We start from the raw sequence: 24359 nt of genomic DNA on the forward strand, positions 1-24359 counted from the left end.
TGACCGCGTGAGCGAGCAGACGACCCCTGAGAGCACCGAACCCCTCCACCACCCGGGGGCTGAGTCGCACGACCCCGCCGTGCCGGCCGCCTACGCCGCCTTCATGCGCGAGGGCTGGGGCGACCGCGCGCTCGACATGCCGCGACACCCCGTCGCCGACCGGGCCGCCGAGCGCCGCGCCAAGCTCGCCGCCGCGTTCCCCGACGACCGTCTCGTGCTGCCCGCGGGAACCTACAAGGTGCGCGCCAACGACACCGACTACCGATTCCGGCCCGACACGGCCCACACCTACTTCTCCGGCAACCAGACCTCCGACGCCGTGCTGGTCGTCGAGGACGGCGAGTCCGTGCTCTACGCGCGCCCGCGCTCGGAGCGCGACACCGACGAGTTCTTCCGCGACCGCCAGTACGGCGAGCTGTGGGCCGGACGCCGCCCCTCGGCGCAGGAGATCTCCGACTCGCTCGGCATCGAGGTGCGCCACGTCAAGGACCTGCCCTCGTTCGACTCAGAGTCATCGATGGGCCGCAAGACCCGCGACATCACCACGGACGAGGACCTCGCCCGCGTCGCCGACGAGCTGCGGCTGGTCAAGGACGAGTGGGAGATCGGCGAGCTGCAGGAAGCCTGCGACATCACCACCCTCGGCTTCGAGGACTCCGTGCGCGAGTGGGACCGGGTGCGCGAGTTCGGCGAGCGCTGGATCGAGGGCACCTTCTTCCGCCGCGCCCGCGCGATGGGCAACGACATCGGCTACGACTCCATCTGCGCGGGCGGCTCGCACGCCACGACGCTGCACTGGATCGACAACACCGGCGCCATCGAGCCGGGCAAGCTCGTGCTGCTCGACATGGGTGTCGAGGGCCACAACCTCTACACCGCCGACGTCACCCGCACCCTCCCCGTCGACGGCCGGTTCACGCCCCTGCAGCGCGAGCTCTACGACCTCGTGCAGCAGGCGCAGCAGGCCGGCATCGACGCCGTACGTCCCGGCGTGCCGTTCCTCGCCGCCCACAACGCCGCGATGAAGGTCCTCGCCCACGGCCTCGAGGACATGCAGCTGCTGCCGGTGTCGGCCGAGGAGGCCCTCGACCCGGAGTCCAAGGTCTACGCCCGCTGGACCCTCCACGGCACGTCGCACATGCTCGGCATGGACGTCCACGACTGCGGTCGCTCGTCGGTCGACATCTACCCCAAGGGCGACCTCGCCGAGGGCATGGTGCTCACCGTCGAGCCGGGTCTGTACTTCCAGGAGGACGACCTCCTCGTCCCCGAGGAGCTGCGCGGCATCGGCATCCGCATCGAGGACGACATCCTCGTCACCGCCGACGGCAACCGGAACCTCTCGGCCTCGCTCCCCCGCACGTCCGCCGACGTCGAGGAGTGGATGGGCTCCCGCATCGGTGGCTGACGCCACGCCGGCACCCAGCCTCACGGTCGTCGACGGGCTGCCGCGCTGCCACCACTTCGACGCGTTCCGGTGCCGGTCGTGCACGCTGCTCGGCACCCCGCGTGCTCAGCAGCTGGCCGACAAGGAGGCTCACGCACGCGCGCTCGTCGACTCCCCGGTGTGGCTGCCGCCCGTCGCCGGCGCCGACGCGGGCTTCCGCAACAAGGCCAAGATGGCCGTCGGTGGCACCGTCGACGCACCCACGCTGGGCATCCTCGATCGCGACCTCGCCGGGATCGACCTGCGCGACTGCGGCCTGCACTCCGAAGGTCTGCGGGCAGCCCTCGACCGCATCGCCTCGTGGGCGAGTGACGCCGGCCTGACGCCGTACGACGTCGCGACTCGAGCCGGCGAGCTCAAGCACGTGCTGCTCACCGAGTCGCGCGACGCCGAGCTGATGCTGCGGCTGGTGATGCGCTCGACGGCGCTGGAGGCGCGCGTCCGGTCCCGCCTGCCGGTGCTCCTCGAGGCGGTGCCGGCGCTGCGGGTGGTGACGATCAACGTGCAGCACGAGCACAAGGCGGTGCTCGAGGGCGAGCGCGAGATCGTGCTCACAGAGGCCTCTACACTGCCGATGCGGCTCACGACGGGGGTGGCCCTGCGGCTGGGTCCGCGGTCGTTCTTCCAGACCAACACCGCAATCGCCGAGGCCCTCTACGACCAGGCTCGCTCCTGGGTGGGCGCCCTGCCCGACGTGCGGACCATCTGGGACCTCTACTGCGGCGTGGGCGGGTTCGCGCTCCACCTGGCCGGGGAGGGGCGCGAGGTGCTCGGGGTCGAGGTCTCGGTCGATGCGACCGCCGCCGCGACGGCGACGGCGACCGAGCTGGGCGCCGACGCGCGGTTCGTCGCCGCGGACGCGACGGCGTACGCGCTGGCCTCTCCTGACGTGCCCGACCTCGTCGTGGTCAACCCACCCCGACGCGGCACCGGCCCCGAGCTCGCCGGCTGGCTCGAGGACTCAGGCGTCGGCCACGTCGTCTACTCCTCGTGCAACGCCGAGTCGCTGGCGCGCGACCTCGCGCTCATGCCGTCGCTGCGTCCCGTCGAGGCGCGGGTGCTCGACATGTTCCCGCACACCACCCACTACGAGGTGATGGTGCTGCTGTCCCGCTAGTGCCGACGACGCGCCTCCCTCCCTCGCCCGACCGGCTGGAAGTAGTTCTCCGCGGCGTGGTCGGCGACGTTCGACCCCAGCAGCCTCGCCTGCACGTCAGCGGTCCGGAAGTGCAGACCTGCCCAGATACGGGCCTCGACGAGCTCGTCGAGAACCTGCGAGAACGAGCCGAACGTGCGCACCCGGGGATCGGCGGGCGCCGGAGCCAGCAGCGTGGAGATGCTGGTCATCTGGAAACCACCCGGGACGGTGTCGCCGAAGAACTTCGCAAGGATTCCGGCATGCGCACCGTCCAGGCACAGGTGGCCGGACGGGTGATCGGGGTAGGGCGCGGAGATCAGGGGCGTCCAGTCCGCCTGCGGGGCCGTGGCCGGGTTGCCGTCCTCCTCCGCCCGCACGATCGCGTTCCAGGGCCGCCAGAAGTCCCAGTGGTACTTGTCGTTCCAGCAGTTGATCGCCGCATCGGCTCCGCTCAGGTTCGTCATCGCGAGGAGACGCGCGGTGTCGACGGCGTCGAGGTCGTCGCGGTCAGCGAGGTTGCGGGCGACCTCGTTCCAGCTGAGCACGGGCGTGCTCTGCCACCACCTGGCGACGTAGGTCTGGTGGGGGCTCCGCGCCGTGCTGTTCGCCGCGCCGAGCGACTTGACCTCGTTGAACTCGCGCGTCCACGTGTCGCTGGTGAGCGAGACCGGCCCCGCCGTCCGGAACTGCGAGGACGACGTCATGAGGAACGGGTCGACCGTGCCGACCCACGGCGTCGGGTCGAGGATCTGCGCGCCGGCCGCGTTCAGCGACGGCCACCAGTGGCCCGGAGCGGTGTTCGGCACCCACTGTGACGGGCCGAAGCGGCCGTCGTCGGTGCGGGCGGCGATCATGGCCGCCGCGGCGGCCTCACCGGCGTCGACTCCCTTGGTCTTGGACGGTCCGTCCGCGATCGGCTGGAGCGCGGCCTGGTACTGCGTGGCGAGCGTCGCGAGCAGCGTCGCGCGGTTGGCGTCGGCGACGTTGGGCACCGTCGAGACGAGGTGGCGCAGCACGCCGTACGCCGCCGCAGCCACCGCCGCGTCCTTGGAGGCGCGGGCCGAGAAGCGACGATCCAGCAGGTACGGACGGTAGTGCTTGGGCTCGGTGGCGTTCACCGCGTCGTACACGGCCCCCTGGACCATGCCGACGTGCACCTGCGCGGCAGGTGGCGCCCCTCCGGCGTTCCCCGGCAGGGCGACCAGCGTGTTGACGGCGATGGTGTTCCACGCACGGACGGCGTCGCCCGAGGTGGCCGCCCAACCGCCGGATCGCGCGGCCGCCGCTCGCTCACGCGCCTCGCCACTGGCCGGCCCCGACACGCTCCCGAGCGCGAGCACGGCTGCCATGGCAGACACGACAGACAGGATGCCCTTGGTTCTCATCGCCCCTCCTCGGCTTGCGAGGACGCGGGGGGCCAACACTCCGGACGGCCTCGAGTGGATATGGCATCTCCAGTGAACTCCTGAGTGCCGACGACGACCATTCCCCGGATTGGGTGTTCTCCTGCGGGACGGGTGTGACCGGGCGCGGTGAACCGTCAGCCGCGGCGGATCCTGGGGCCGGTGCTCACCCTGGTCACCTGATAGGTGTCGGTGTGCCCGTCGTCGACGGTGGACGCCATCACGGCAGGGTCGGTCATGGGGAGCGGGGCGAAAGCCTTGATCCCCAACCGGACCCAGTCGGGCGACGCGAGGCACGCGGTGGGCACGGACACCGCGACCGCGTCGGCACCGGTGTCGTACCGGGCGCGGAGCGCGCGGCAGTCGACCTGTTCCCACCTGCGGGTGATCGTCGTCCGCACCCGCCGCCCCTCCTTCTTGTCGACCTCGACGCGGTAGGCACCCGCCGGGGTCCGCACGAGCACCTGCATCGAGTGCTCCCGCACGCCGGCGAGCTCGGTGAAGTGGACCGTGATGCCCAGACGCCTGTCCCCGTGCGCGGCGACGGTACGCACGATGTCCGCCGGAGACGGGTCAGGAGTCGGCGGGAGCTCCGCGTCCTCGTCCGCGACCCAGCCGAGGACACCGGCGTCGCCCACGGGGTCGTGCGTCGCGACCCTCTCCGCGTGGGCCGGGGCCGGCGCGAGGAGGACGGCGGGGACGAGCAGTGGGACCAGGCGCGGACCGAGACGTGGCGACATGTGACGGAGCGTAGGGCCGGGTGGTCGCCGGCGTCTTCAGCCCCGGCGGACCTTCGGACCGAGGGCGATCCTCTCGCGGACCTCCCCGGCGCGGTGGGCGTCGTCGGCGAGCACGACCATCTCCTCAGCGCCGTCGGCCGACGTCACGGTCTCGACCGAGGCGACGCCCGCCCCGACCTGCACCCACCGCGGGTCGCCGAGGCACGCCGTCGGGATCGTGACGGTGACTCGTGACGATGCCTGGTTCCCGGCGGCGTGCAGCCGCCGGCACTCGATTGCGCGGCTCCGGCGCGTCATGTCGACCTCAGCCCGCCGACCGAGGTTCTCGGTCTCCACCTCGAAGCTGCCGTCAGGAGTGCGCACCTCCAGCACCGCGAAGTAGGTCCGCGAACGACCGAGGTCGCGCAGGTCGAGGCGCACCCGGAGGCGCGACGCGCGGTGGTCGACGGTCGTGCGTACGACGTCAGCGGTGAGGTTCTCGGGCGCGGGCAGGAGGTTGTCCAGATCGCCACCGCCCTGCTCCGTCGGGCCGAGGGCCAGCACGTCGGCGGCCGGGTCCGCGGTCACGACCTCCTCGGCGTGGGCGGCAGCCGGGAGGAGGAGGGCGGTCGGCAGCATGACGGCGAGAAGGCAGGTGGCGAGTCGGGTCACCCGGCGAAACCTAGGGGTGAACCCCGTCCAGTGTGAGGCGAACCACGGAATCGGCGGCGCGGACCTGCCGTTGCACCAGTCGTGCGCCCCTCCTCCCCCGTCCCCGCGACCGTCGGCGACCTGCTGACGCAGCGTCGCGCCGTGGACCTCGCGCGCACCCAGAGCGCCCTCTGTCGCTGACCGCGCCTCCCGACCGTCCCCGCACCTCCGGTCCCGGCGTACCCCTGGCGGGTCGCCTCTCGAAAAGGTTACTTTTTCACTATGAATACTTCTGTTACGGCGGAGAAGAAGCAGAACCGCTTCCGGCTCCCCTCGTTCGGCGTGCAGGTCCTGATCGGCCTGGTCCTCGGCGTCGTCCTCGGTCTCGTCGCCCGCAGCATGGGTGCGGACGGCGTGGACGCCACCACCGGCGAGGTCGACCCCAACTGGCTCACCGAGACGCTCAGCACGATCGGCGGCACCTTCGTCACGCTGCTGCGCGCCGTCGTGCCACCGCTCGTCTTCCTCGCGATCGTCGCGTCGATCGCCAACCTCCGCGACGTCACCGGAGCCGCCCGGCTCGCGTGGCGGACGCTGGCGTGGTTCGCCATCACCGCGCTGATCGCGGTCGTCATCGGCATCGTGCTGGGCCTGGTGCTGCAGCCCGGCGACCACACGAGCGTCACCTCCGACGCCGCGTCGGCGCCGTCGACCACCGGGTCGTGGCTCGACTTCCTGACCGGCCTGGTCCCCGCCAACGTGCTCGGGCTCGAGGGCTCCGCCTCCGACGACGGCTCCGTCGGGCTGTCCTTCAACGTGCTCCAGATCCTCGTCGTGTCCATCGCGGTCGGCATCGCCACCCTCAAGGTCGGCGAGGCGGCCGAGCCGTTCCTCGCGTTCGTCCGCTCCGCGCTGGCCGTGGTGCAGAAGGTCCTCTGGTGGATCATCCTGCTGGCCCCGATCGCGACCGTCGGCCTGCTCGGCAACGCCGTCGCCAGCTACGGCTGGGACGCCCTCGGCTCGCTCGGCATGTTCACCGTCGCGGTCTACGCCGGCCTCGCCCTGGTGGTCGCCGGCGTCTACCCGACTCTGCTCCGCCTCCACGGCCTGTCGGTGCGCCAGTTCTTCTCCGGTGCGTGGCCGGCGATCTCGCTGGCCTTCGTGTCGCGCTCGTCGATCGGGACCATGCCGGTCACCGAGTCGGTGACGGAGCGCAACCTCGGCGTGCCGCGGTCCTACGCCTCGTTCGCGGTCCCGCTGGGCGCCACCACCAAGATGGACGGCTGCGCCTCGATCTACCCCGCGATCTCGGCCATCTTCGTCGCGCAGTTCTTCGGCCTCGACCTGTCGGTCACCGACTACCTGCTCATCGCGTTCGTCTCGGTGATCGGCTCTGCCGCCACGGCCGGCGTCACCGGCGCGACGGTGATGCTCACGCTGACGCTGTCCACGTTGGGGCTGCCCCTCGAGGGCGTCGGCCTGCTGCTCGCGATCGACCCGATCCTCGACATGGGCCGCACCGCGGTCAACGTCACCGGCCAGGCGCTCGTCCCGACGATCGTCGCCAAGCGCGAGGGCATCCTCGACCAGGCGGCGTACGACGCCCCGCGCGGGCGCGACGCCTGGCGCGAGGACGACGTCCGGGAGCCGGCGACCACCGCGGCCTGACGGCGCCCGTCTCGAACGACGCCGGGCCCGGTCCACGCGACCGGGGCCGGCGTCTGCGTGTTCGCGGTCCCCATTGCGGCCTCAGAATCGGTCTGGACTGGTCTGGACCCATACCGACCCTCCGACGCTCCTTGACCGAAGTCGCCGAACTTGCGGCGAATCGGGACCGAACGGGGACGGTTGACACAATGCACCCCTTCGGGTGAGGCGACACGATCAGATCGTCTATCCCCCTACGGCCGCCGCGCGCGCGCCGAGACCCGCTCCCTCCGGGTGTCAGGCCCCGACCTCCACGTCGACAGCGACCGAACGCCTTCTCACAGAGGAGATTTCGGCATGCACTCACGCATACGCAAGAGCAGGATCCGGAAGGCGGCGGCCATAGCGGCTCCTGTCATCCTGGTGCTCACCATGGCGAGCACCGGCGCCTTCGCCAGCCATCCCGAAGCGTCGCTGGCGGGCAGCAACTTCGAGATCGACGTCGACGCCAACCTCAAGGTCGACGATGCGGCGCCGCCCTCGCTCGACTGGGCGAACGTCTCCGAGATCCGGGCGACCGACAAGGTCAACGGCACCGGCGACAACTCCTATGCCGGTGGCGTCAAGGAGGACACGGCGTGTCCCGGCGAGACGACCGACTCGATCCCGCCCAACAAGAGCGACCTGCTCAGCTTCCACGTCTACGAGGAGGCAGGAACCGGCACACACCCCGGATTCCTCAACCTGGCGTGGAGCCGGGTCTCGGACCCGAGCGGGACCACGCTGATGGACTTCGAGTTCAACCAGTCGTCGACCCCCTGCTCGTCGGGACCGAACGTCGTCCGCACCGTCGGCGACCTGCTCATCGAGTACGCCATCGACCAGGGCGGCTCGCGCGCGGACATCACCGCCCGGGCCTGGACCGGCACGGCGTGGGGACCGACCACGGACCTCGACCAGTCGACGGCGTGTGGCGGCGGTCCTTGCGCTGCCGGCACCATCAACTCTTCGACCATCCCGGCTGCGGACTCCGACGGGCTGATCACCACCGGCGAGAAGCAGGCAAGGACCTTTGGCGAGGCGCAGATCGACCTGCGGTTGCTCTTCAAGCCGGACGAGTGCTCGTCCTTCGGCAGCGCGATGCTGAAGAGCCGGTCGTCCGACGCGTTCAACTCCCAGCTGAAGGACTTCGTGTCGCCGGTCCCCATCGACCTCCAGAACTGCGGCAACGTCATCATCCGCAAGCAGACCGACCCGGACGAGGACCCCAACACCACGTTGTTCGGCTACACCAAGTCCTTCGAGACCTCCCCCTTGTCGCCGAACACGTTCCAGCTGGCCGACGACGGGGTGAAGAACTACAACGACACGGTCCTGTTCGGCACGGGCTACACCGTGACGGAGGACGTCATCCCGGACGGGTGGGACTTCGTCGATGTGAACTGCGGCGCCAGCAGCGGCGTCACACCGACGATCGTCGGTGCGACGGTGACCTTCGACATCAACAGCGACAGCGACGTCCTCGACTGCACCTACACCAACCGGGCGCGGGGCACGATCATCGTCGAGAAGATCACCGACGACGGCCAGGGCGCGTTCGCGTTCACCAGCGGCACGCTCTCGCCCTCGCCGTTCACCCTCACCACGACAGCGGCAGGTGCGGCCGGCAAGGACGCCCGCACGTTCGCTGACCTCAGCCCGGGCACGTACGACGTCGCCGAGACGGTGCCGGCCGGCTGGAACCTGGTCTCGGCCACGTGTGACGACGGGTCCGACCCGGCATCCATCGGACTGAGCGGCGGGGAGACTGTCACCTGCACCTTCCACGACGCCCGTGAGAGGGGCGCGATCGAGATCACCAAGACGCGGAAGCACGCCGCCGACGGATCGGGCGACCACCCGCACGCCGGCGTGACCTTCACCGTCACCGGCGGAGGACTGCCGGCCGCAGGCCTCACCGCGGTCACCAACGCCCAGGGCGTGGCTTGCGTCGACAACCTGCTGCTGAGCTCGTTCGTCGGCGCCTACACGGTCACCGAGACCGTGCCCCCTGGCTACGTCAGCGACGATGACCAGAAGACGGTCGAGGTGACGACTGAGGACGCGTGTGGTGGTGCTGACAACGAAGCAGACGTCAGCTTCCACAACACGCCGCTGACCGACGTCACGGTCTCGGTCGACTCCCAGGTCGACGGTGGCACCGCGTCGACCATCAGCTGCGTCGACGGCGACGGCAACGCTGTGGACGACATCGCCACCGGCACCAACGGTGACGGCTCGCTCCCCATCCCCGACCTGCTGCCGACGTACCCCGACACCACGCTCGTGTGCACGATCGTGGTCGACCCGTGAGGTGACGACACCACCGACCAAGAGATGACTGCAGGCCCGGGCCCACTTCCGTGGGTCCGGGCCCTGCCGTGTGTCACGTGCGGCGGGGCGGCTGGGATACTGCTCCCCGCAGGCCCCCGTGGCGCAATGGATAGCGCAACGGCCTTCTAATCCGTGGGTTGCAGGTTCGAGTCCTGCCGGGGGCGCCAATGTGATGTCGCACGACCCGGAGCACCATGCAGGCAGTTCGCCGCTCGCGCGGGCTCCATCAGCGCGACATCGGCGGCGAGCATCGCGAACTGCCTGCATGGTGCTGTTCTGACCAACGTAGGCAGTTGGCGTCGGCCGAGGGTCCGCCCGAGCGTGGGCAGCCTGAGTGGCTGGGCGGACTGCCTACGTTCGGCGACGGGCGAGCGACACGCCCGGCGACCTCCCCGCGGACAGCGCGCCGCGCCAGCAGGATGTGGTCAGGCCCCGCCACGTATGAGGTAGCGGGGCCGAATGCTTGCCCGGGGACGGGTGCGCCAGACGTACGACGACCCGGAGCGGAGGTCGTTGACCTCCGGGCTCCGGGCCGTCAGCGTGCGTCAGTCGTCGGGCAGGACCGTCAGACGCCCAGGTTGAGCGCGGCCAGGATCTGGTTCAGCAGGGTCTGCAGCTGACCCAGGAGCCCGGCGAGCGGACCGCCGTCGAGCAGCCCGGCGACCGCGCAGAGCAGGTTGCCGAGCAGGTTGCCGGCACCAGGGACCGCGGTGATGTCGAGCACGACGCGCTGCAGGTCGATCTGCAGCCCCAGGATGTTGAGGTCCAGCGGACCGAGCACCAGGTTGAGGATGTCGCACGCGGCCGCGTTGGCGGCGACGCGACCGTCGACGAGCGGGCTGCCGTTGATCTTCTTGATCGGGATGGTCTGGATCCCGGAGAACCTCGTGTTGGGTCCGGCGTCCTTGATGACGCCGTTCATGAAGCCCTTCATGTACATCACGCCGTCACGCTCGATGACCTTGATCGGGGTGAACGAACCGCCGACCTTGTCACCGGTCGACGTCTTGCCGACGACCTTGCTCGTGATCTTGCCGGCATCGGACTTGCCGACCACCGACTTGCTCGACGTCGGCGCCGCCGACGACGAGGCGACGGTGAGCGTGGTGAGGCCGACGGTCATGGCCAGGGCGACCACCGCTCCTGCGGCGAGCCGCCGGGCTACGTTCGTGAACTGGTTCATGTTCCCCTCCGATTGTGTTGCCTCCCGCGAAGCGGCATGTGCCGCTCCCTCCGCTCGACGCTAGGCACGGGTGCTCGTCACGGTCATACCCCAACGGGTAGGACACCCGGTCGAACTCACGTTTACCCCGGCGGTCACCGCCCTGCGGGTGGGCCTGCGCTCATGCGCCTGCACAGCGCGGGTACGGGGCCGTTGTCGCATCCCCCCACCAGATCGGAGTCCCGATGTACCAGGACCTGGGCCTGAGCCTCCTGACCGTGCTCGGCGTGCTCACAGGCATCGGCGTGCTGCTGTACGTCCTCGCGGTGCTCGACCCGACCAGCGTCCGCACGGCCAAGCAGCTGCCGTCGCACCGCGGGCCCGGTGGCCGCGCGGACACCTGACCCCACCGCCGTCGGGCCCGGGTTCAGCCCGCGGCGTACGCCTCGATCTCGGCGCTGATGCGCGCCTTGACGTCCGCCGGCGCGAACGACGCGTCGACGGCCGCACGCGCCAGGTCCGCCACTCCCCGCTCGTCGAGGTCGAGCAGGCCGGCCGCCACCTCGTAGTCGCGGTTGAGCGACGTGGCAAACATCGGCGGGTCGTCGGAGTTGATGGTCACCGTCACCCCGGCGTCGACGAACGTCCGCAGCGGGTGGTCCTCGATCCGGTCGACGGCCCGGGTCGCGATGTTGGAGGTCGGGCAGACCTCCAGCACCACCCCGGTGTCGGCCAGGTGCGCGAGCAGCTCGGCGTCCTGTGCGGCCGAGACGCCGTGGCCGATGCGCTCGGCACCGAGCAGGCGCAACGATTCCCACACGGTCTCCGGCCCCGTGGTCTCCCCGGCGTGCGGCACCGACCGCAGACCGGCGGCGCGGGCGGCGTCGAAGTGGCCGCTGAACTGCGCCCGCGGGACCCCGATCTCGGGCCCGCCCAGGCCGAAGCCCACGAGGGCGTCGGTGCGGTGCTCGAGGGCGTACTCGAGCGTCGCGTCGGCGGCAGGCAGCCCGGACTCGCCGGGGATGTCGTAGATCCAGCGCAGCACGAGCCCGAAGTCACGCTCCGCGGCGAGGCGCGCGTCCTCGAGGGCGTCGGTGTAGGCCTCGATCGGGATGCCGCGGACCACGGAGGTGTACGGCGTGCAGGTGAGCTCGGCGTAGCGCAGGTTCTGGCCCTCGGCCATCTCGCGCGCGACCTCGTAGGTCAGCAGCCGGACGTCCTCCGGCGTGCGGACCAGGTCGACGACGGCGAGGTAGACCTCGATGAAGTGGGCGAAGTCGCGGAAGGTGAAGAACTCCCGCAGCTCCTCGAGGTCGGACGGCACGCCCGCCGCCGGGTGGCGCGCCGCGAGCTCGGAGACGATCCGCGGCGACGCCGACCCGACGTGGTGGACGTGCAGCTCGGCCTTGGGCAGGCCGGCGATGAAGGACTGGAGGCTCACGCCCCGCAGTGTCGCAGAGACCTCAGCCGACCATCTGGGCGGCGATGTCCTGCAGCGTCTCGCCCTCGACGACCTCGCCGTCGACGAGCACGGTCGGCGTGGAGTTGACGTCGGCGTCGCCCGCCGCGTCGCCCGCCGCCTCGACCCAGCCCTCGAAGGCCATGTCCTCGATGCCGGGGCGTACGGCGTCCTCATCGGCACCGGCCTCGACGGCCCACTCGACGAGCTGGTCGCTGTCGGGGAAGGGACCCGACTCCGCCGGCTGGTTGTCGAAGAGCAGGTCGTGGAACTCCTTCGCGACCTCGGGACCGGACTCGTCGAGGACCACGGCGAACGCGTTGGCGGCCTCCGGCGAGTAGTCACTGATCCGCTCGAGGAACGCGATCGGGCGGTATTCCACCTTGACGTCGCCCGCCTCGACGGCCTCGTCGAGCTGGTCGCCGACGGTCTGCTCGAGCTGCCCGCAGAAGGGGCAGAGGAAGTCCTCGTAGATCACGATCGACTTCGGCGCGTCCGCGTCGCCGACGACCAGGCCGTAGTCGCCGCTCGCGCCGGCCGGCGCGGTGTCGGGCTTGTCGGAGCCGAGGTTGGTGACCAGGAAGTAGCCGCCGACCATGAGGACCAGCACGGCACCGATCAGGCCGAAGCGGGTGAGCTGTTCCTTGCGCTTGGCCTTCTTGCGGCGCTCTTCGGCCTCGGCCCGGGCGCGCTCGGTCCGCGCCCGGCGGGCCTCCCGCTTGGCCGCGGTCGCCGCCTTCTCCTCAGCGGTCCTGTGCGAGCTCTTCTTCTGCGCCATCGAGGCTTCCTTCGTGATCGGTGTGCTCATCTGCAGGTGGTGCACCCCTGACCCTATGAGGCGAGGCTGAGTCGACGCTGAGAGCGTCCAAGTAGGGTGGCCCGTCGTGAACGACAGACTGGTGTGGATCGACTGCGAGATGACCGGACTCGACCTCGGGGCCGACGCGCTCATCGAGGTCGCGGCACTCGTGACGGACTTCGAGCTCAACGTCCTCGGGGAGGGCGTCGACGTCATCATCAAGCCCTCGCAGGAGGCCCTCGACCAGATGGTCGAGTTCGTGCGGTCGATGCACGAGAAGTCGGGCCTACTCGACGCCCTCGACAGCGGTACGACGCTCGCCGAGGCCGAGCAGCAGGTGCTCGACTACATCAAGGAGCACTGTCCCGACGGGACCCGCCCGCCGCTGGCCGGCAACACCGTGGCCACCGACCGCGCGTTCCTCGCACGCGACATGGCGGATCTCGAGTCGTTCCTGCACTACCGGATCGTCGACGTCTCCTCGATCAAGGAGCTCTCCCGCCGGTGGTACCCGCGGGCCTACTTCGCCGCGCCCACCAAGCGGGGCAACCACCGCGCCCTCGCCGACATCCAGGAGAGCATCGAGGAGCTGCGCTACTACCGCGAGGCCGTCTTCGTGCCCCAGCCCGGTCCCGACAGCACCAGGGCCAAGGAGATCGCAGCGCGCCACGGTGGGCAGCTGACGGGCCTCGGGCCGGACACGGACGCCGATTCCGGCTCCGCGGACTGAGTGCCCTACACTTCTCGTCGTCCGCAGCGTCCGCGCTGCGGGACATGGTGGGTATAGCTCAGCTGGTAGAGCGCCGCCTTGTGGTGGCGGATGTCGCGGGTTCAAGTCCCGTTACTCACCCCAGACAGATCGAGCCCCCGACCTTCCCAGGTCGGGGGCTCGAGTCGTCCTCAGGCGCCACCCGGCCCCGCCGGGCGGCGCGCGGGCACCCGGATCGGCACCCGCGCCGAGCCGATGGGGTTGGCCTCGGCGACGCGATCCATGGCGTCGATGATGTTGCGGAGGTTGATGATCAGCGCGCCGTAGACGGGCCACTCGGGGGAGCGCTCGGTGGCCCGGAGCTCCTCGGTGAACGCCTCCAGCCGGCGGCGTACGTCGAGCAGCGCGGCGGGGTCGGCGTCGCTGGTCGCCCGGCCGGCGTCGCCGAGCATCGAGATCCAGGGGTCCGCGAAGGCCTCCCCCCAGGTCTCACGGTGCGCCTGCTGCCCGCCGAGGGTCCGGGCCAGGCTGCGGGTCTCGGCGACGGCCTGCTCCATCCGCCGCAGCAGCTCGTGCCACTCGCGGGGGTTCTTCATCGACCGCGCGGAGCGTCGGGGGTTCATCCGGGCGCTCTCCTCGGCCTGCCGCACGAGCGCCCACGCGTGGTCGAGGTCCTTGTCGATGTCCCGGGTGCGCTCGATCCAGCCAGTGACGTCCTCGTCCTGGCACCCGTCACCGAGCCCACCGGCCATGTCGGCGAGCAGCTCGCCGATGGCGTCGTCCACGCGGTCGAGCGACTTGGCAGCCGTGTGGCGACGTAGGGGCGGCCACACCACGACGTTGACGAGCAGTCCGACGGCGACGCCGATCGCTGTGTCGAGCAGGCGGGAGACGAGCATGACGTCGTCCTCGAAGCCGGTGGTGAGGACGACGAGGCCGGTCGTCGCGATGGTCGTCGCCTCAGCCCCCAGCCACGGCACGGACCCCAGCACGAGCGCGACGACCAGCAGCAGCGTGATGGCCCCGGTGCTCAGCCCGAGGGCCTCCCCCACCAGGGTGGCCAGCACCACGGCGACCACGGTCGCGGCGACCTGCTGCATTCCCTTGGAGAAGGTGCGGTAGACGGTGGCGTGCACCACCAGCAGCGCCGCCCACGGCGCCAGGAACGGCTGGGGCAGGTCCAGCACGCTCGCCGCGATGACCCACGCGGCGACGGCCGCCAGCACCGTCTTGGCCAGCTGCAGGACGTCGTTCCACCAGATCGGGTCACCGAGCCGGTCGTCGACGCGCTGCCTCCACCACTCTCCGAACCTCTCCCCTGGTTTCTCCCCCGCGCTCTCCCTCACGTTCTCCCTCATGGTGCTCCTCTCCCTCACCGATCGACACTACGGACGTCGGCGGGCGGCGCAAGCATCCCGAAGGAGGGGCGAGACGTCGTGACCGCTACGGGTGGTAGACCGCCCGGTGCGGCCGCGGGCTCGCGAGCAGCACGGGGCACCGCGCCTCCCTGAGCACGGCGCGGGCGACCGGGCCGATGTGCGAGCCGATCGGCACGAGCGGGTCGTGGCGTCCGATCACGAGCAGCTCGGCGTCGGCGGAGCCCTGCACGAGGCTCTCGGCGGCGCGGCCCTGCTCGACCCGCACGTCGGCGTCTGTCGCGGCGGTGAGGTCGCCGACGCGGTCGAGCGCGGCACAGACCTCGGCCCGGGCGCTGTCGGACCAGCGCTGGACGTCCTCGGGGGTCAGCGCGCCCTCGTAGGGCCGCGGCAACGACCACGAGTGGACGAGTCGCAGCTGCGCACCACGGGCGTGGGCCTCGGCCAGCGCCGCGCGCAGCACCTCGTCGGAGCGGTCGGCCACGTCGACGCCGGCGACCACCACCCGCTGCTTCCCCTCGGGACGCCAGCCGCTCGGCACAGCCACCACGGGCACCCGCAGGTGCGCGGCGACGCCACCGGCGACGGTGCGGTTCACGATGCGGGACAGCCGCGACAGGTGCCGGTGCTCCACCACGACCATCCGGGCCGTGCGGCCGAGCTCGACCAGGGCACCCACCGGCGTGCCCCGGACGAGCTCGTGGGTGACGGGCACGGCGTCGCCGACAACGTCGTCGGCCATCTTGACCGCTTCTGCGAGGCGCTCGGCGCCCCACGCCTCGACGTCGGCCGCGGGGATCAGCACGTGGTCTGCCGGGATCGGGGTCAGGTCGACGGAGTGCACCAGGTGCAGCCCGCACCCGGCCCGCAGGGCCTCGGCGGCAGCGAACGCGAGCGCGGACCCGAACTCCTCCGGCCCGACCCCGACCACGATGCGGGGCCCGCGTGCAGTGGTGCGCTGCTCGGTCATGACGTCCTCCTCGACTGGTCCTCTGCCTCCACTCTTCGCCTGCCGCGGCGTCGTACGAAGGGTCCTTCGTCCCGGCGCCCCTCGGCAAAGGGCCCTCGCGCCGGGGCGTCTCCGGCACGAGGATGGGCGCGAACCTGAGGAGGTCGACACGCGTGCGTTGCGCCTGAACGAGTGGAAGAGCGAGCCCGTGCTCGAGGAGGTCCCGGTGCCCGAGCCGGGCCCCGGTGAGGTGCTGGTGCAGGTGGGCGCCGCCGGGGCCTGCCACTCCGACCTGCACCTGATGCACGAGTTCGAGCCGGGCACCCTGCCGTGGAACCCGCCCTTCACCCTCGGTCACGAGAACGCCGGCTGGGTGCACACCCTCGGTGAGGGCGTCACCGGTCTGGAGATCGGCCAGGCCGTGGCCGTCGTGGGCGCGTGGGGCTGCGGGACGTGCGACCACTGCCTCGACGGCTTGGAGACCTACTGCGAGCGCCCCGACCTCGCCCCGGTGGCCGGCGGCGGAGGCGGGTTGGGTCTCGACGGAGGCATGGCCGACTACATGCTGGTGCCGGCCGCGCGGCACCTCGTGCCGATCCCCGACGGACTGGGGGTCGTCGACGCAGCCCCGCTGACCGACGCCGCGCTCACGCCGTACCACGCCGTACGCCGCTCCCTGGGCAAGCTCGGCCCCGGGACCACCGCCGTGGTGATCGGCGTCGGCGGCCTCGGCCACCTCGGGCTCCAGGTCGTCAAGGCGGTCAGCGCGGCGCGGGTCATCGCGGTCGACGGACGCGAGAGCGCCCGCGACCAGGCCGCCGAGCTCGGTGCCGACCTCGTCCTCGACCCCGGACCCGACACCGTCGAGCGCATCCGGGAAGCCACCGGAGGCCGCGGGGCCGACGTGGTGATCGACTTCGTGGGCTCCGACGAGACCCTGGCGACGTCCGCCGCGTGCGTACGCCAGCTGGGCGACGTCACGATCGTCGGCATCGCCGGCGGCACGCTGCCCGTCTCCTTCTTCGGACTGCCCTACGAGGCCAGCGTCCAGACGACCTACTGGGGCAACCGTCGCGAGCTGGTGGAGGTGCTCGACCTCGCGAGCCGCGGCCTCCTCCACGCCACGACGACGATCTACCCGCTCGAGGACGCCGTCTCCGCCTACCAGGACCTGGCCCACGGCGAGGTCACCGGGCGGGCCGTCATCGTGCCCAACGACACGTTCACGCGCTGACGTCCGAGCCGTGACCGGGCCCCGTCGTCGTCAGGGTCTACGTTGGCCCGGTGACTTCCGGCAACAGCAGCTATGACGTCGTCGTGGTCGGCGGAGGGCACAACGCCCTCGTCAGCGCCGCCTACCTCGCCCGCGCCGGGCTCTCGGTGCTCGTGCTCGAGCGCCTGGGCCACACCGGCGGTGCGGCGGTGTCGGTCGAGCCCTTCGCCGGGCAGCCGGCCCGGCTGTCCCGCTACTCCTACCTCGTCAGCCTGATGCCCGAGCAGCTGATGGCAGACCTGGACCTCGACGTCCGCCTCGCCTCGCGCACCACGGCGTCGTACACCCCGTGGACGCGCGGCGAGCGCTCCGGCGGCCTGCTGGTCGAGCGGCCCGAGGGCGAGGCGACGCGCGCGTCGTTCCGCGACCTCACCGGCGGCGACGAGGAGTACGCCGCCTGGGAGGCGTTCTACGGCGAGGTCGGCCGGCTCGCGGAGGCCGTCGCGCCGACACTGATGCGGCCGCTCCCCCTCGAGAAGGACGTCCGCGGCCTGGTCGACGAGCGCATCTGGACCGACGTCGTCGAGGAGCCCCTCGGCCGGGCGATCACCCGGCGCTTCGCCGACGACACCGTGCGCGGCGTGGTCGCCACCGACGCGCTCATCGGCACGTTCGCCTCGATGGACGACCCCTCGCTCGTGCAGAACCGCTGCTTCCTCTACCACCTCATCGGCAACGGCACCGGCGAGTGGCGCGTGCCGATCGGCGGCATGGGCGCGGTCACCGACGCCTTGGCCAGGGCGGCCGTCGACGCCGGCGCGGATGTCGTCACGGGTGCGGGGGTCAGTGCGATCACGCCCGGCCCGGACGGTGCCGAGGTCGTCTGGCACGACGGCGGACAACAGCACTCGGCGACCGGGCGGCGCGTGCTGTCCGGCGTGGCCCCCTGGGTGCTGCGGATCCTGCTCGGCGAGGGCGAGGACGCCGAGACCAAGCCGGCCGGCTCGCAGCTCAAGATCAACTTCCTCCTCGACCGGCTGCCGGCGCTGCGCTCGGGAGCCGACCCCGCCGTGGCGTTCGCCGGCACCCTGCACCTCGCCGAGGACTACTCGACCATCGAGCGGGCGTACGCCGCCGCGGCCGGCGGTGCGGTGCCCGACCCGATGCCCGGTGAGGTCTACTGCCACAGCCTGACCGACCCCTCGATCCTCGGCGACCGCGCCGGCTCGGCGCACACCTTGACCTACTTCGGCCTGCACACGCCGGCCGGGCTCTTCGACGCCGACCCCGGCGCCAAGGACCTCGCCGTGCAGCGCGCGCTCGCCTCGATCGACGCGGTCCTGGCCGAGCCGCTCGCCGACTGCCTCGCCACCGACGCCGACGGCCGCCCGTGCCTCGAGGCGAAGATCCCGCAGGACGTCGAGAGGGACCTCGCCATGCCGGGTGGGCACATCTTCCACGGCGACCTCGACTGGCCGTGGGCGCCCAACCGCTCGCGTCTCGAGACCCCGGCCCAGCAGTGGGGCGTCCAGACCGGACATGACTCGGTGCTGCTCTGCGGCTCCGGCGCGCGTCGCGGCGGGGCGGTCTCCGGGCTCGGCGGCCACAACGCGGCGCAGGCCGTGCTCGCCGAGCTCTGAGGCGACACCTCGATTTCGCCTGCCGATCACGAGGCGGTAGAGTTCTACTCGCTTCACCGCACGCGCCATTAGCTCAATTGGCAGAGCAGCTGACTCTTAATCAGCGGGTTCGGGGTTCGAGTCCCTGATGGCGTACCACTCGAGAAGGCCAGGCCCCACCGGGGACCTGGCCTTCCTCGTCGAGACGACGTGTGAGCCGACCGAGCGGGGGCGGGATGGACGAGGCGCAGTGGCGTTTGCTGTCGTCGATCGCGCGTCGCTTCTACCTCGAGGACGCCTCCAAGACCGAGCTCGCCGACGAGTTCTCGATCAGCCGCTTCCGCGTGGCGCGGCTCCTCCAGCAGGCACGCGAGCAGGGTGTCGTGTCGATCGAGATCCACGACCGCGACGAGCCTCGCGACGACCTGTCGGTCGAGCTCGCCCAGCACCTCGGCCTGGACGAGTGCGTGGTGGTCAAGGCGGGTGACACCGGCGACGACAACCGGCGCCGGCTGGCCAGGGCCGCGGCGCCGAGGATCGCCAGGACCATCCGCGACGGCGACGTGCTCGGCCTCACCTGGGGCCGGACGCTGGTCGCGATCGGTGAGGAGCTCCCACCCCTGCCGCCGTGCACCGTCATCCAGCTCACCGGCACCGTGGGCAACGACCTGCGCCAGTCCCCGGTGGAGGTCACCCGCCGCATCAGCGGTCGCTCGAGCGTCGAGGCGGTGGCCGTCTTCGCCCCGCTCTTCGCCGTGTCCGAGAGCGCTGCCGACACGTTCCGCAGCGACCCGTCGATCGAGGCGGCCCTGAGCCGCTATGGGCAGCTCGCCCTCGCCGTGGTGGCCGTGGGGTCCTGGGACCCGCCGATCACGCAGCTCGGGCCACTGCTGAGGGACGAGGAGCGCGCCGAGCTCGAGCGCGAGGGCGTCGTCGCTGAGATCGCGGGGATCTTCTTCCGTGCGGACGGGTCGGTCATCGACACCTCCGTGAACCGTCGTCGCATCTCGGTCACCGTCGACGACCTGAGGCGCACGCCCCGCGTCATGGCCGTCGCCGGCTCGGCGGAGAAGGCGGACGCCATCGCGGCGGTCAGCCGTTCGGGGATCCTCAGCTGCCTGGTCACCGACGACCGCGCGGCCATGGCGCTGCTCCGTCTTCCGGCACGCACCTGACCGGACCGGTCGAGCGCTGACGGAGCCGTCGGCGGCTGCCGTCCCGCCCCCACACCCGCGTCCCGGCGCGGGTGCTCGACGCGCGCCCAGGTCGTCGTCGACCCGCGATGACCCTTGACGAACCTTTCCACCCGGTGCTGTAATCCATGTCACTCAAACGTGCAATCTCGCTCATCTGAGCACATGGAGGTGCGGAACGTGTCGAGTGCCACTCGGTTGCTGGTCAACGGGTTCGAGGTCGAGGTGGAGGCCGACCGCCACCTCGTCGGATCGACGCTGGTCCCGGCACTGACCGAGGCCGCGGCGCGACCGCGGGTCCAGCGGCGGGCCTTCGTCTTCCTCGTCGGCCCCCCCGGCGCAGGCAAGTCGACCCTGGCCGCCCTGCTCGCCGACGCCGGTCGTCAGCTCCCCGAGCCGCTGGCGGTCGACGTCGTCGGGATCGACGGATTCCACCTGCCGCACCACCACCTCGTGTCCCACCACGTGACCACCCCGCAGGGGACGGTCCCGCTCAGCGCGATCAAGGGTGCCCCCGAGACCTTCGACGTCGACGGGCTCGCCCGCCATCTCGAGGCGTCGGCGAACGACGACGTGGCCTGGCCGACGTACGACCGCCGGGTGCACGACGTCGTGCCGGGCACGACCCCGCTCAGCGCCGACCTGGTGATCGTCGAGGGCAACTGGCTGCTGCTCGACGAGCCCGGCTGGCGCGACCTCGCGGCGCACGCCCAGTACGTCGTGCTGCTGACGGCCGACCCGCAGCTGCTGCGTGGACGACTGGTCGAGCGGAAGGTCCGCGGCGGACTGACCCCGGTCGAGGCCGAGGCCTTCTACGAGCGCAGCGACCGGCTCAACGTCGAGCGGGTCATGGCTTCCTCCGACTTCAGCAAGGTCGACCTGACGCTGGTGGTCCAGGCCGACGGAACCATCCAGCAAGGAGAGTTGTGATGAGTCAACCGATCGAAGGTGCCCTACCTGTCGAGACCGGGACCAGCGTGCGCGCACGCATCCAGGCGTTCGGCGGGTTCCTGACCGCGATGGTGATCCCCAACGTGGGTGCGTTCATCGCATGGGGCCTGCTCACCGCCCTGTTCATCCCGACGGGCTGGCTGCCCAACGAGGACCTGGCCGCTCCCGTGGGCCCGATGATCACCTACGTGCTGCCGCTGCTCCTCGCGTTCACGGGCGGCCGGCTGGTGCACGGGCACCGCGGCGGCGTGGCCGGCGCGGTGGGAACGATCGGGCTGATCGTCGGCGCCGACATCCCCATGTTCCTGGGCGCCATGATCATGGGTCCGCTCAGCGCCTGGCTCATCAAGCAGGTCGACCGGGTCCTGGAGCACCGGATCCGCTCGGGCTTCGAGATGGTCGTCAACAACTTCACGCTCGGCTTCCTGGGCCTGGGGCTGATCATCGCCTCCTACCGGGTCATCGGCCCGGTCATCAGCGCGCTCAACGACCAGCTCCTCCGCGCGATCAACGCGCTCGTGGAGACGGGCGCCCTGCCCCTGCTCTCGATCCTCAACGAGCCGGCCAAGGTGCTCTTCCTCAACAACGTCATCGACCAGGGCATCTACTACCCGTTGGGCCTGCAGGTCGCCGCCGAGGAGGGCAAGTCGATCTTCTTCATGGTGGCGTCCAACCCCGGCCCGGGCCTGGGCCTGCTGCTGGCCTTCTGGCTGTTCGGCCACAACCGGGTGATCCGCGACAGCGCACCGGGAGCCATCATCATCCACTTCCTCGGCGGCATCCACGAGATCTACTTCCCCTACGTGCTGATGAAGCCGGTGACCATCCTCGCCATGATCGCCGGCGGCGCCTCCGGCATCGCGACGTTCATGCTGTTCGGCGTGGGCCTCACCGCGGGACCGAGCCCCGGCTCCATCTTCGCCTACCTGGCACTCACCCCGCCCGGCGACCACGTCGGCGTCATCGCAGGCGTCCTCGTCGCAGCCGCGGTGAGCTTCGTGATCACCGCCGCGATCCTCAAGCTCGGCCGCAACGCCGGCGACGAGGAGGACCTGGCGGAGCAGACCGAGCGCTCGCGCGCCATGAAGGCCGAGGGCAGCGCGGTGCTGACCTCGGTCATGAACGGCGCGGGCAGCGCCGGTGGCACCACGGAGGACGTACGCCGGATCGTGTTCGCCTGCGACGCCGGCATGGGCAGCAGCGCCATGGGCGCGAGCGCCTTCGGCAAGCGGTTGCGCGACGCCGGTCGCGACGACGTCCGCGTCACCCATGCGGCGATCGAGTCGGTCCCGGTCGACGCCGACCTGGTCGTCGTGCACCAGGACCTCGCCCACCGGGCCCGGGCGGCGCGACCCGACGTGGAGATCGTGACCATCCAGAGCTACCTGGGCGACCCAGCCCTCGACACCCTCGACCAGCGCCTGACCGAGAGGACCACCACCGATGCCGAGCAGTGACCACAGCCGTCCGACGCCGGGGCGCCTCACCCGCGCGGCACGCATCCACGGGACCCACAAGGTGGGGGTGAGCGAGTTCGAGCTCCCCGAGATCGGGCCGGACGAGCTCCTCCTCCGGGTCGTGAGCAGCAGCATGTGCCTCTCGACCTACAAGGCCATGTCCCTCGGCAGCGAGCACAAGCGCGTCCCCGACACGATCTCCTCCGACCCCGTCATCACCGGCCACGAGTTCGCCGGCGTCCTCGAGGAGGTCGGGGACGAGCTCGCCGGCAGGTTCGCGGTCGGCCAGAGCGTGGCGATCCTGCCCACCATGGGACTGCCCAGCGGGTACTCCCCCGGCTACAGCTACCCGTACTTCGGCGGCGACGCGACCTACTGCATCGTCCCGGCCGTCGCCGTGGAGAAGGGCTGCGTGCTGCCGTACGACGACGGCTACTACGCCAACGGGTCACTGGCCGAGCCGATGTCGTGCATCATCGGGGCCTTCAGGTCCAACTACCACACCGAGCCCCTGGTGTGGGAGCACCACATGGGGCTCAAGCCGGGCGGGCGGCTCGCCCTCCTCGGCAGCGGCGGCGCCATGGGCATCGGGGCCCTCGACTACGCGCTCCACGGGCCGTTCACCCCGAGCCTCGTGGTGGCGGTCGACGTCGACGCGGAGCGGCTCGAGCGCCTGCGGACCCTCTTCCCCGCGGAGGAGGCCGCCCGGCGCGGCTGTCGTCTCGAGATCGTCGACGCGAGCGACAAGGACCCCGTGGAGGCGCTGCGCGCGATCTCCCCGGACGGTTTCGACGACGTGGTGGTGTTCGCCGCGATCAAGGAGCTCGTCGAGGCCGGCGACGCCGTGCTCGCCCACGACGGCTGCCTCAACTTCTTCGCCGGCCCCACCGACAAGACGTTCTCAGCCTCGCTGAACCTCTACAACATCCACTACGAGAGCACCCACCTCGTGGGTACCTCCGGCGGTTCGCGCAGCGACATGGAGGAGAGCCTGGAGCTGTCCGCCTCGGGCGCGATCAACCCCTCGCGCATGGTGACGCACGTCGGCGGGCTGGACGCCGTGCCCGACGCCCTGTCCGACCTGCCGTCCTTCACCGGCGGGAAGATCCTGATCTACCCGCACGTCGACATGGACCTGACGGCCATCTCCGACTTCGAGGCGCACGGGCGGCAGGACCCACGCTTCGCCCGGCTCGCGGAGATCTGCGCCGAGCAGGACCACATCTGGAACCAGGCCGCCGAGGAGTACGTGCTCGCGGCGTTCGCGACGGAAGGACACCTGTGACAGCGCTCAGCGACCTCCTCACCCAGGAGACGATCGCCCTCGACCAGGAGGCCGAGGACTGGCAGGACGCCATCCGCCTGGCGGGCGGCCTCCTCGAGTCGGCCGGCGTCTCCGCTCCGGCGTACACCCAGGCGATGGTCGACAGCGTGCACGAGAACGGCCCGTACATCGTGCTCGCGCCGGGCTTCGCGTTCCCGCACGCGCGTCCGTCCGAGGCCGTCCACCGGACCGGCATGTCGTGGGTGCGACTGGCGTCCCCCGTCGAGTTCGGGAGTCGTGCCAACGACCCCGTCAACCTCGTGGTGGCACTGGCGGCGACCGACACCTCGACCCACCAGCAGGCGATGGCCTCGCTCGCCACGGTCCTGACCGACACCGAGCTCCGCGCCTCGCTCGACGAGGCCGCCTCGGCGGCGGAGGTGCACGCCATCCTCCGCGGTGACGACGCCACCGACAGCGCTTCGCCGCCCGGGACCGAACGGAGCCGACCCCAGGGCGGCGGCCGCACGCGCGACCACATCCTGACCGTGTGCGGCAACGGCCTCGGCACGAGCCTGTTCCTGAAGAACACCCTCGAGCAGGTCCTCGACCGGTGGGGCTGGGGCGGTCTGATCACCGTCGAGGCCACCGACACGGTCTCGGCGCGCGGCAAGGCCAAGGACGCCGACCTGATCCTCACCTCGGGCGAGATCGCCCGCGCGCTCGGCGACGTCGGCGTCCCCCTGGTCGTGATCGAGAACTTCACCAGCCAGCGCGAGATCGACGCCGCCCTCCGCGCGTCGTACGACATCTAGGAGCGCCCGCCCCGG

21 protein-coding genes and 3 tRNA genes are annotated in these 24359 nt (G+C 71.2%); 16 read left to right on the plus strand and 8 right to left on the minus strand.

Annotated elements, in window-relative coordinates; translation table 11 throughout:
• The first annotated feature begins 7 nt into the window (after positions 1 to 7).
• The gene (locus tag HOO61_RS20815) at positions 8 to 1408 is read left to right on the plus strand and encodes an aminopeptidase P family protein (RefSeq protein WP_367650263.1); all 1401 of its coding nucleotides are present in this window, start codon (positions 8 to 10) and stop codon (positions 1406 to 1408) included.
• Entirely contained in the window at positions 1401 to 2564 is a 1164-nt protein-coding gene (locus tag HOO61_RS20820; RefSeq protein WP_367650264.1) for a methyltransferase domain-containing protein, read from the plus strand. The genes HOO61_RS20815 and HOO61_RS20820 overlap by 8 nt, the downstream gene beginning before the upstream one ends.
• Here the strand turns inward: HOO61_RS20820 and HOO61_RS20825 are convergent.
• The 3 genes from HOO61_RS20825 to HOO61_RS20835 form a co-directional block, all read right to left on the minus strand.
• Entirely contained in the window at positions 2561 to 3943 is a 1383-nt protein-coding gene (locus HOO61_RS20825; protein WP_172261480.1) for a vanadium-dependent haloperoxidase, read from the minus strand. The two genes, HOO61_RS20820 and HOO61_RS20825, sit on opposite strands and share 4 nt — an antisense overlap.
• 182 nt (positions 3944 to 4125) lie before the next feature.
• Positions 4126 to 4728 (minus strand): hypothetical protein, encoded by a 603-nt coding sequence (locus HOO61_RS20830; RefSeq protein ID WP_172261482.1) that lies wholly within the window; start codon positions 4726 to 4728, stop codon positions 4126 to 4128.
• A 36-nt stretch (positions 4729 to 4764) separates the two neighbouring features.
• Complete coding sequence (locus tag HOO61_RS20835) at positions 4765 to 5379, minus strand: hypothetical protein (protein ID WP_172261484.1); 615 nt, start codon at positions 5377 to 5379, stop codon at positions 4765 to 4767.
• Between the two features lie 261 nt (positions 5380 to 5640).
• Between HOO61_RS20835 and HOO61_RS20840 the strand changes: the two genes are divergently transcribed.
• The 3 genes from HOO61_RS20840 (at position 5641) to HOO61_RS20850 (ending at position 9545) form a co-directional block, all read left to right on the plus strand.
• Entirely contained in the window at positions 5641 to 7026 is a 1386-nt protein-coding gene (locus tag HOO61_RS20840; protein ID WP_172261486.1) for a dicarboxylate/amino acid:cation symporter, read from the plus strand.
• Positions 7027 to 7362: 336 nt separating this feature from the next.
• Positions 7363 to 9357 (plus strand): collagen binding domain-containing protein, encoded by a 1995-nt coding sequence (locus HOO61_RS20845; protein WP_172261488.1) that lies wholly within the window; start codon positions 7363 to 7365, stop codon positions 9355 to 9357.
• 112 nt (positions 9358 to 9469) lie between these two features.
• Positions 9470 to 9545: transfer RNA gene (locus HOO61_RS20850), tRNA-Arg, on the plus strand.
• A gap of 398 nt (positions 9546 to 9943) precedes the next feature.
• Here HOO61_RS20850 and HOO61_RS23820 read toward each other — a convergent pair.
• On the minus strand, positions 9944 to 10561 hold the full coding sequence (locus HOO61_RS23820) for a hypothetical protein (protein ID WP_216659158.1): 618 nt from the start codon (positions 10559 to 10561) through the stop codon (positions 9944 to 9946).
• A 224-nt stretch (positions 10562 to 10785) separates the two neighbouring features.
• On the opposite strand from HOO61_RS23820, the gene HOO61_RS20860 reads away from it, so the two are divergent.
• Positions 10786 to 10944: a hypothetical protein gene (locus HOO61_RS20860; RefSeq protein ID WP_172261490.1), complete on the plus strand. Its 159-nt coding sequence runs from the start codon at positions 10786 to 10788 to the stop codon at positions 10942 to 10944.
• 23 nt (positions 10945 to 10967) lie between these two features.
• Here HOO61_RS20860 and HOO61_RS20865 read toward each other — a convergent pair whose 3' ends face one another.
• A complete protein-coding gene (locus tag HOO61_RS20865; protein ID WP_367650265.1) occupies positions 10968 to 11981 on the minus strand; it encodes an adenosine deaminase in 1014 nt (337 codons plus the stop codon).
• A 22-nt stretch (positions 11982 to 12003) separates the two neighbouring features.
• Positions 12004 to 12807 carry a thioredoxin domain-containing protein gene (locus HOO61_RS20870; RefSeq protein WP_253942648.1) on the minus strand — a complete coding sequence of 268 codons (804 nt, stop codon included), beginning with the start codon at positions 12805 to 12807 and terminating at the stop codon, positions 12004 to 12006.
• 76 nt (positions 12808 to 12883) lie between these two features.
• Between HOO61_RS20870 and orn the strand changes: the two genes are divergently transcribed.
• Both orn and HOO61_RS20880 read left to right on the plus strand, forming a co-directional pair.
• The gene (gene orn, locus HOO61_RS20875) at positions 12884 to 13528 is read left to right on the plus strand and encodes an oligoribonuclease (RefSeq protein WP_172261492.1); all 645 of its coding nucleotides are present in this window, start codon (positions 12884 to 12886) and stop codon (positions 13526 to 13528) included.
• A gap of 47 nt (positions 13529 to 13575) precedes the next feature.
• Positions 13576 to 13651: transfer RNA gene (locus HOO61_RS20880), tRNA-His, on the plus strand.
• Positions 13652 to 13698: 47 nt separating this feature from the next.
• Here HOO61_RS20880 and HOO61_RS20885 read toward each other — a convergent pair.
• On the minus strand, positions 13699 to 14865 hold the full coding sequence (locus HOO61_RS20885) for an aromatic acid exporter family protein (RefSeq protein ID WP_172261494.1): 1167 nt from the start codon (positions 14863 to 14865) through the stop codon (positions 13699 to 13701).
• Positions 14866 to 14950: 85 nt separating this feature from the next.
• On the minus strand, positions 14951 to 15853 hold the full coding sequence (locus tag HOO61_RS20890) for a universal stress protein (RefSeq protein ID WP_172261496.1): 903 nt from the start codon (positions 15851 to 15853) through the stop codon (positions 14951 to 14953).
• A 157-nt stretch (positions 15854 to 16010) separates the two neighbouring features.
• Between HOO61_RS20890 and HOO61_RS20895 the strand changes: the two genes are divergently transcribed.
• From HOO61_RS20895 to HOO61_RS20930, 8 genes are all read left to right on the plus strand, one after another.
• Positions 16011 to 17066 (plus strand): NAD(P)-dependent alcohol dehydrogenase, encoded by a 1056-nt coding sequence (locus tag HOO61_RS20895; RefSeq protein ID WP_253942649.1) that lies wholly within the window; start codon positions 16011 to 16013, stop codon positions 17064 to 17066.
• 50 nt (positions 17067 to 17116) lie between these two features.
• On the plus strand, positions 17117 to 18685 hold the full coding sequence (locus HOO61_RS20900; RefSeq protein WP_172261498.1) for an NAD(P)/FAD-dependent oxidoreductase: 1569 nt from the start codon (positions 17117 to 17119) through the stop codon (positions 18683 to 18685).
• Between the two features lie 62 nt (positions 18686 to 18747).
• Positions 18748 to 18823 (plus strand) — tRNA-Lys (locus HOO61_RS20905).
• A gap of 77 nt (positions 18824 to 18900) precedes the next feature.
• A complete protein-coding gene (locus HOO61_RS20910) occupies positions 18901 to 19839 on the plus strand; it encodes a sugar-binding transcriptional regulator (protein WP_172261499.1) in 939 nt (312 codons plus the stop codon).
• 198 nt (positions 19840 to 20037) lie between these two features.
• The gene (locus HOO61_RS20915) at positions 20038 to 20787 is read left to right on the plus strand and encodes a nucleoside/nucleotide kinase family protein (protein WP_172261500.1); all 750 of its coding nucleotides are present in this window, start codon (positions 20038 to 20040) and stop codon (positions 20785 to 20787) included.
• Positions 20787 to 22265: a PTS mannitol transporter subunit IICB gene (locus HOO61_RS20920; protein WP_172261501.1), complete on the plus strand. Its 1479-nt coding sequence runs from the start codon at positions 20787 to 20789 to the stop codon at positions 22263 to 22265. Before HOO61_RS20915 ends, HOO61_RS20920 begins: the two co-directional genes overlap by 1 nt.
• Positions 22266 to 22332: 67 nt before the next feature.
• Positions 22333 to 23550, plus strand: coding sequence for a zinc-binding dehydrogenase (locus tag HOO61_RS20925; protein WP_216659159.1), 1218 nt, complete (start codon positions 22333 to 22335; stop codon positions 23548 to 23550).
• Positions 23547 to 24344 carry a PTS sugar transporter subunit IIA gene (locus HOO61_RS20930; protein ID WP_172261503.1) on the plus strand — a complete coding sequence of 266 codons (798 nt, stop codon included), beginning with the start codon at positions 23547 to 23549 and terminating at the stop codon, positions 24342 to 24344. Before HOO61_RS20925 ends, HOO61_RS20930 begins: the two co-directional genes overlap by 4 nt.
• The last annotated feature ends 15 nt before the right edge of the window (positions 24345 to 24359 follow it).

The organism is Nocardioides sp. zg-1230, assembly GCF_013155335.1.
GTDB lineage: Bacteria > Actinomycetota > Actinomycetes > Propionibacteriales > Nocardioidaceae > Nocardioides.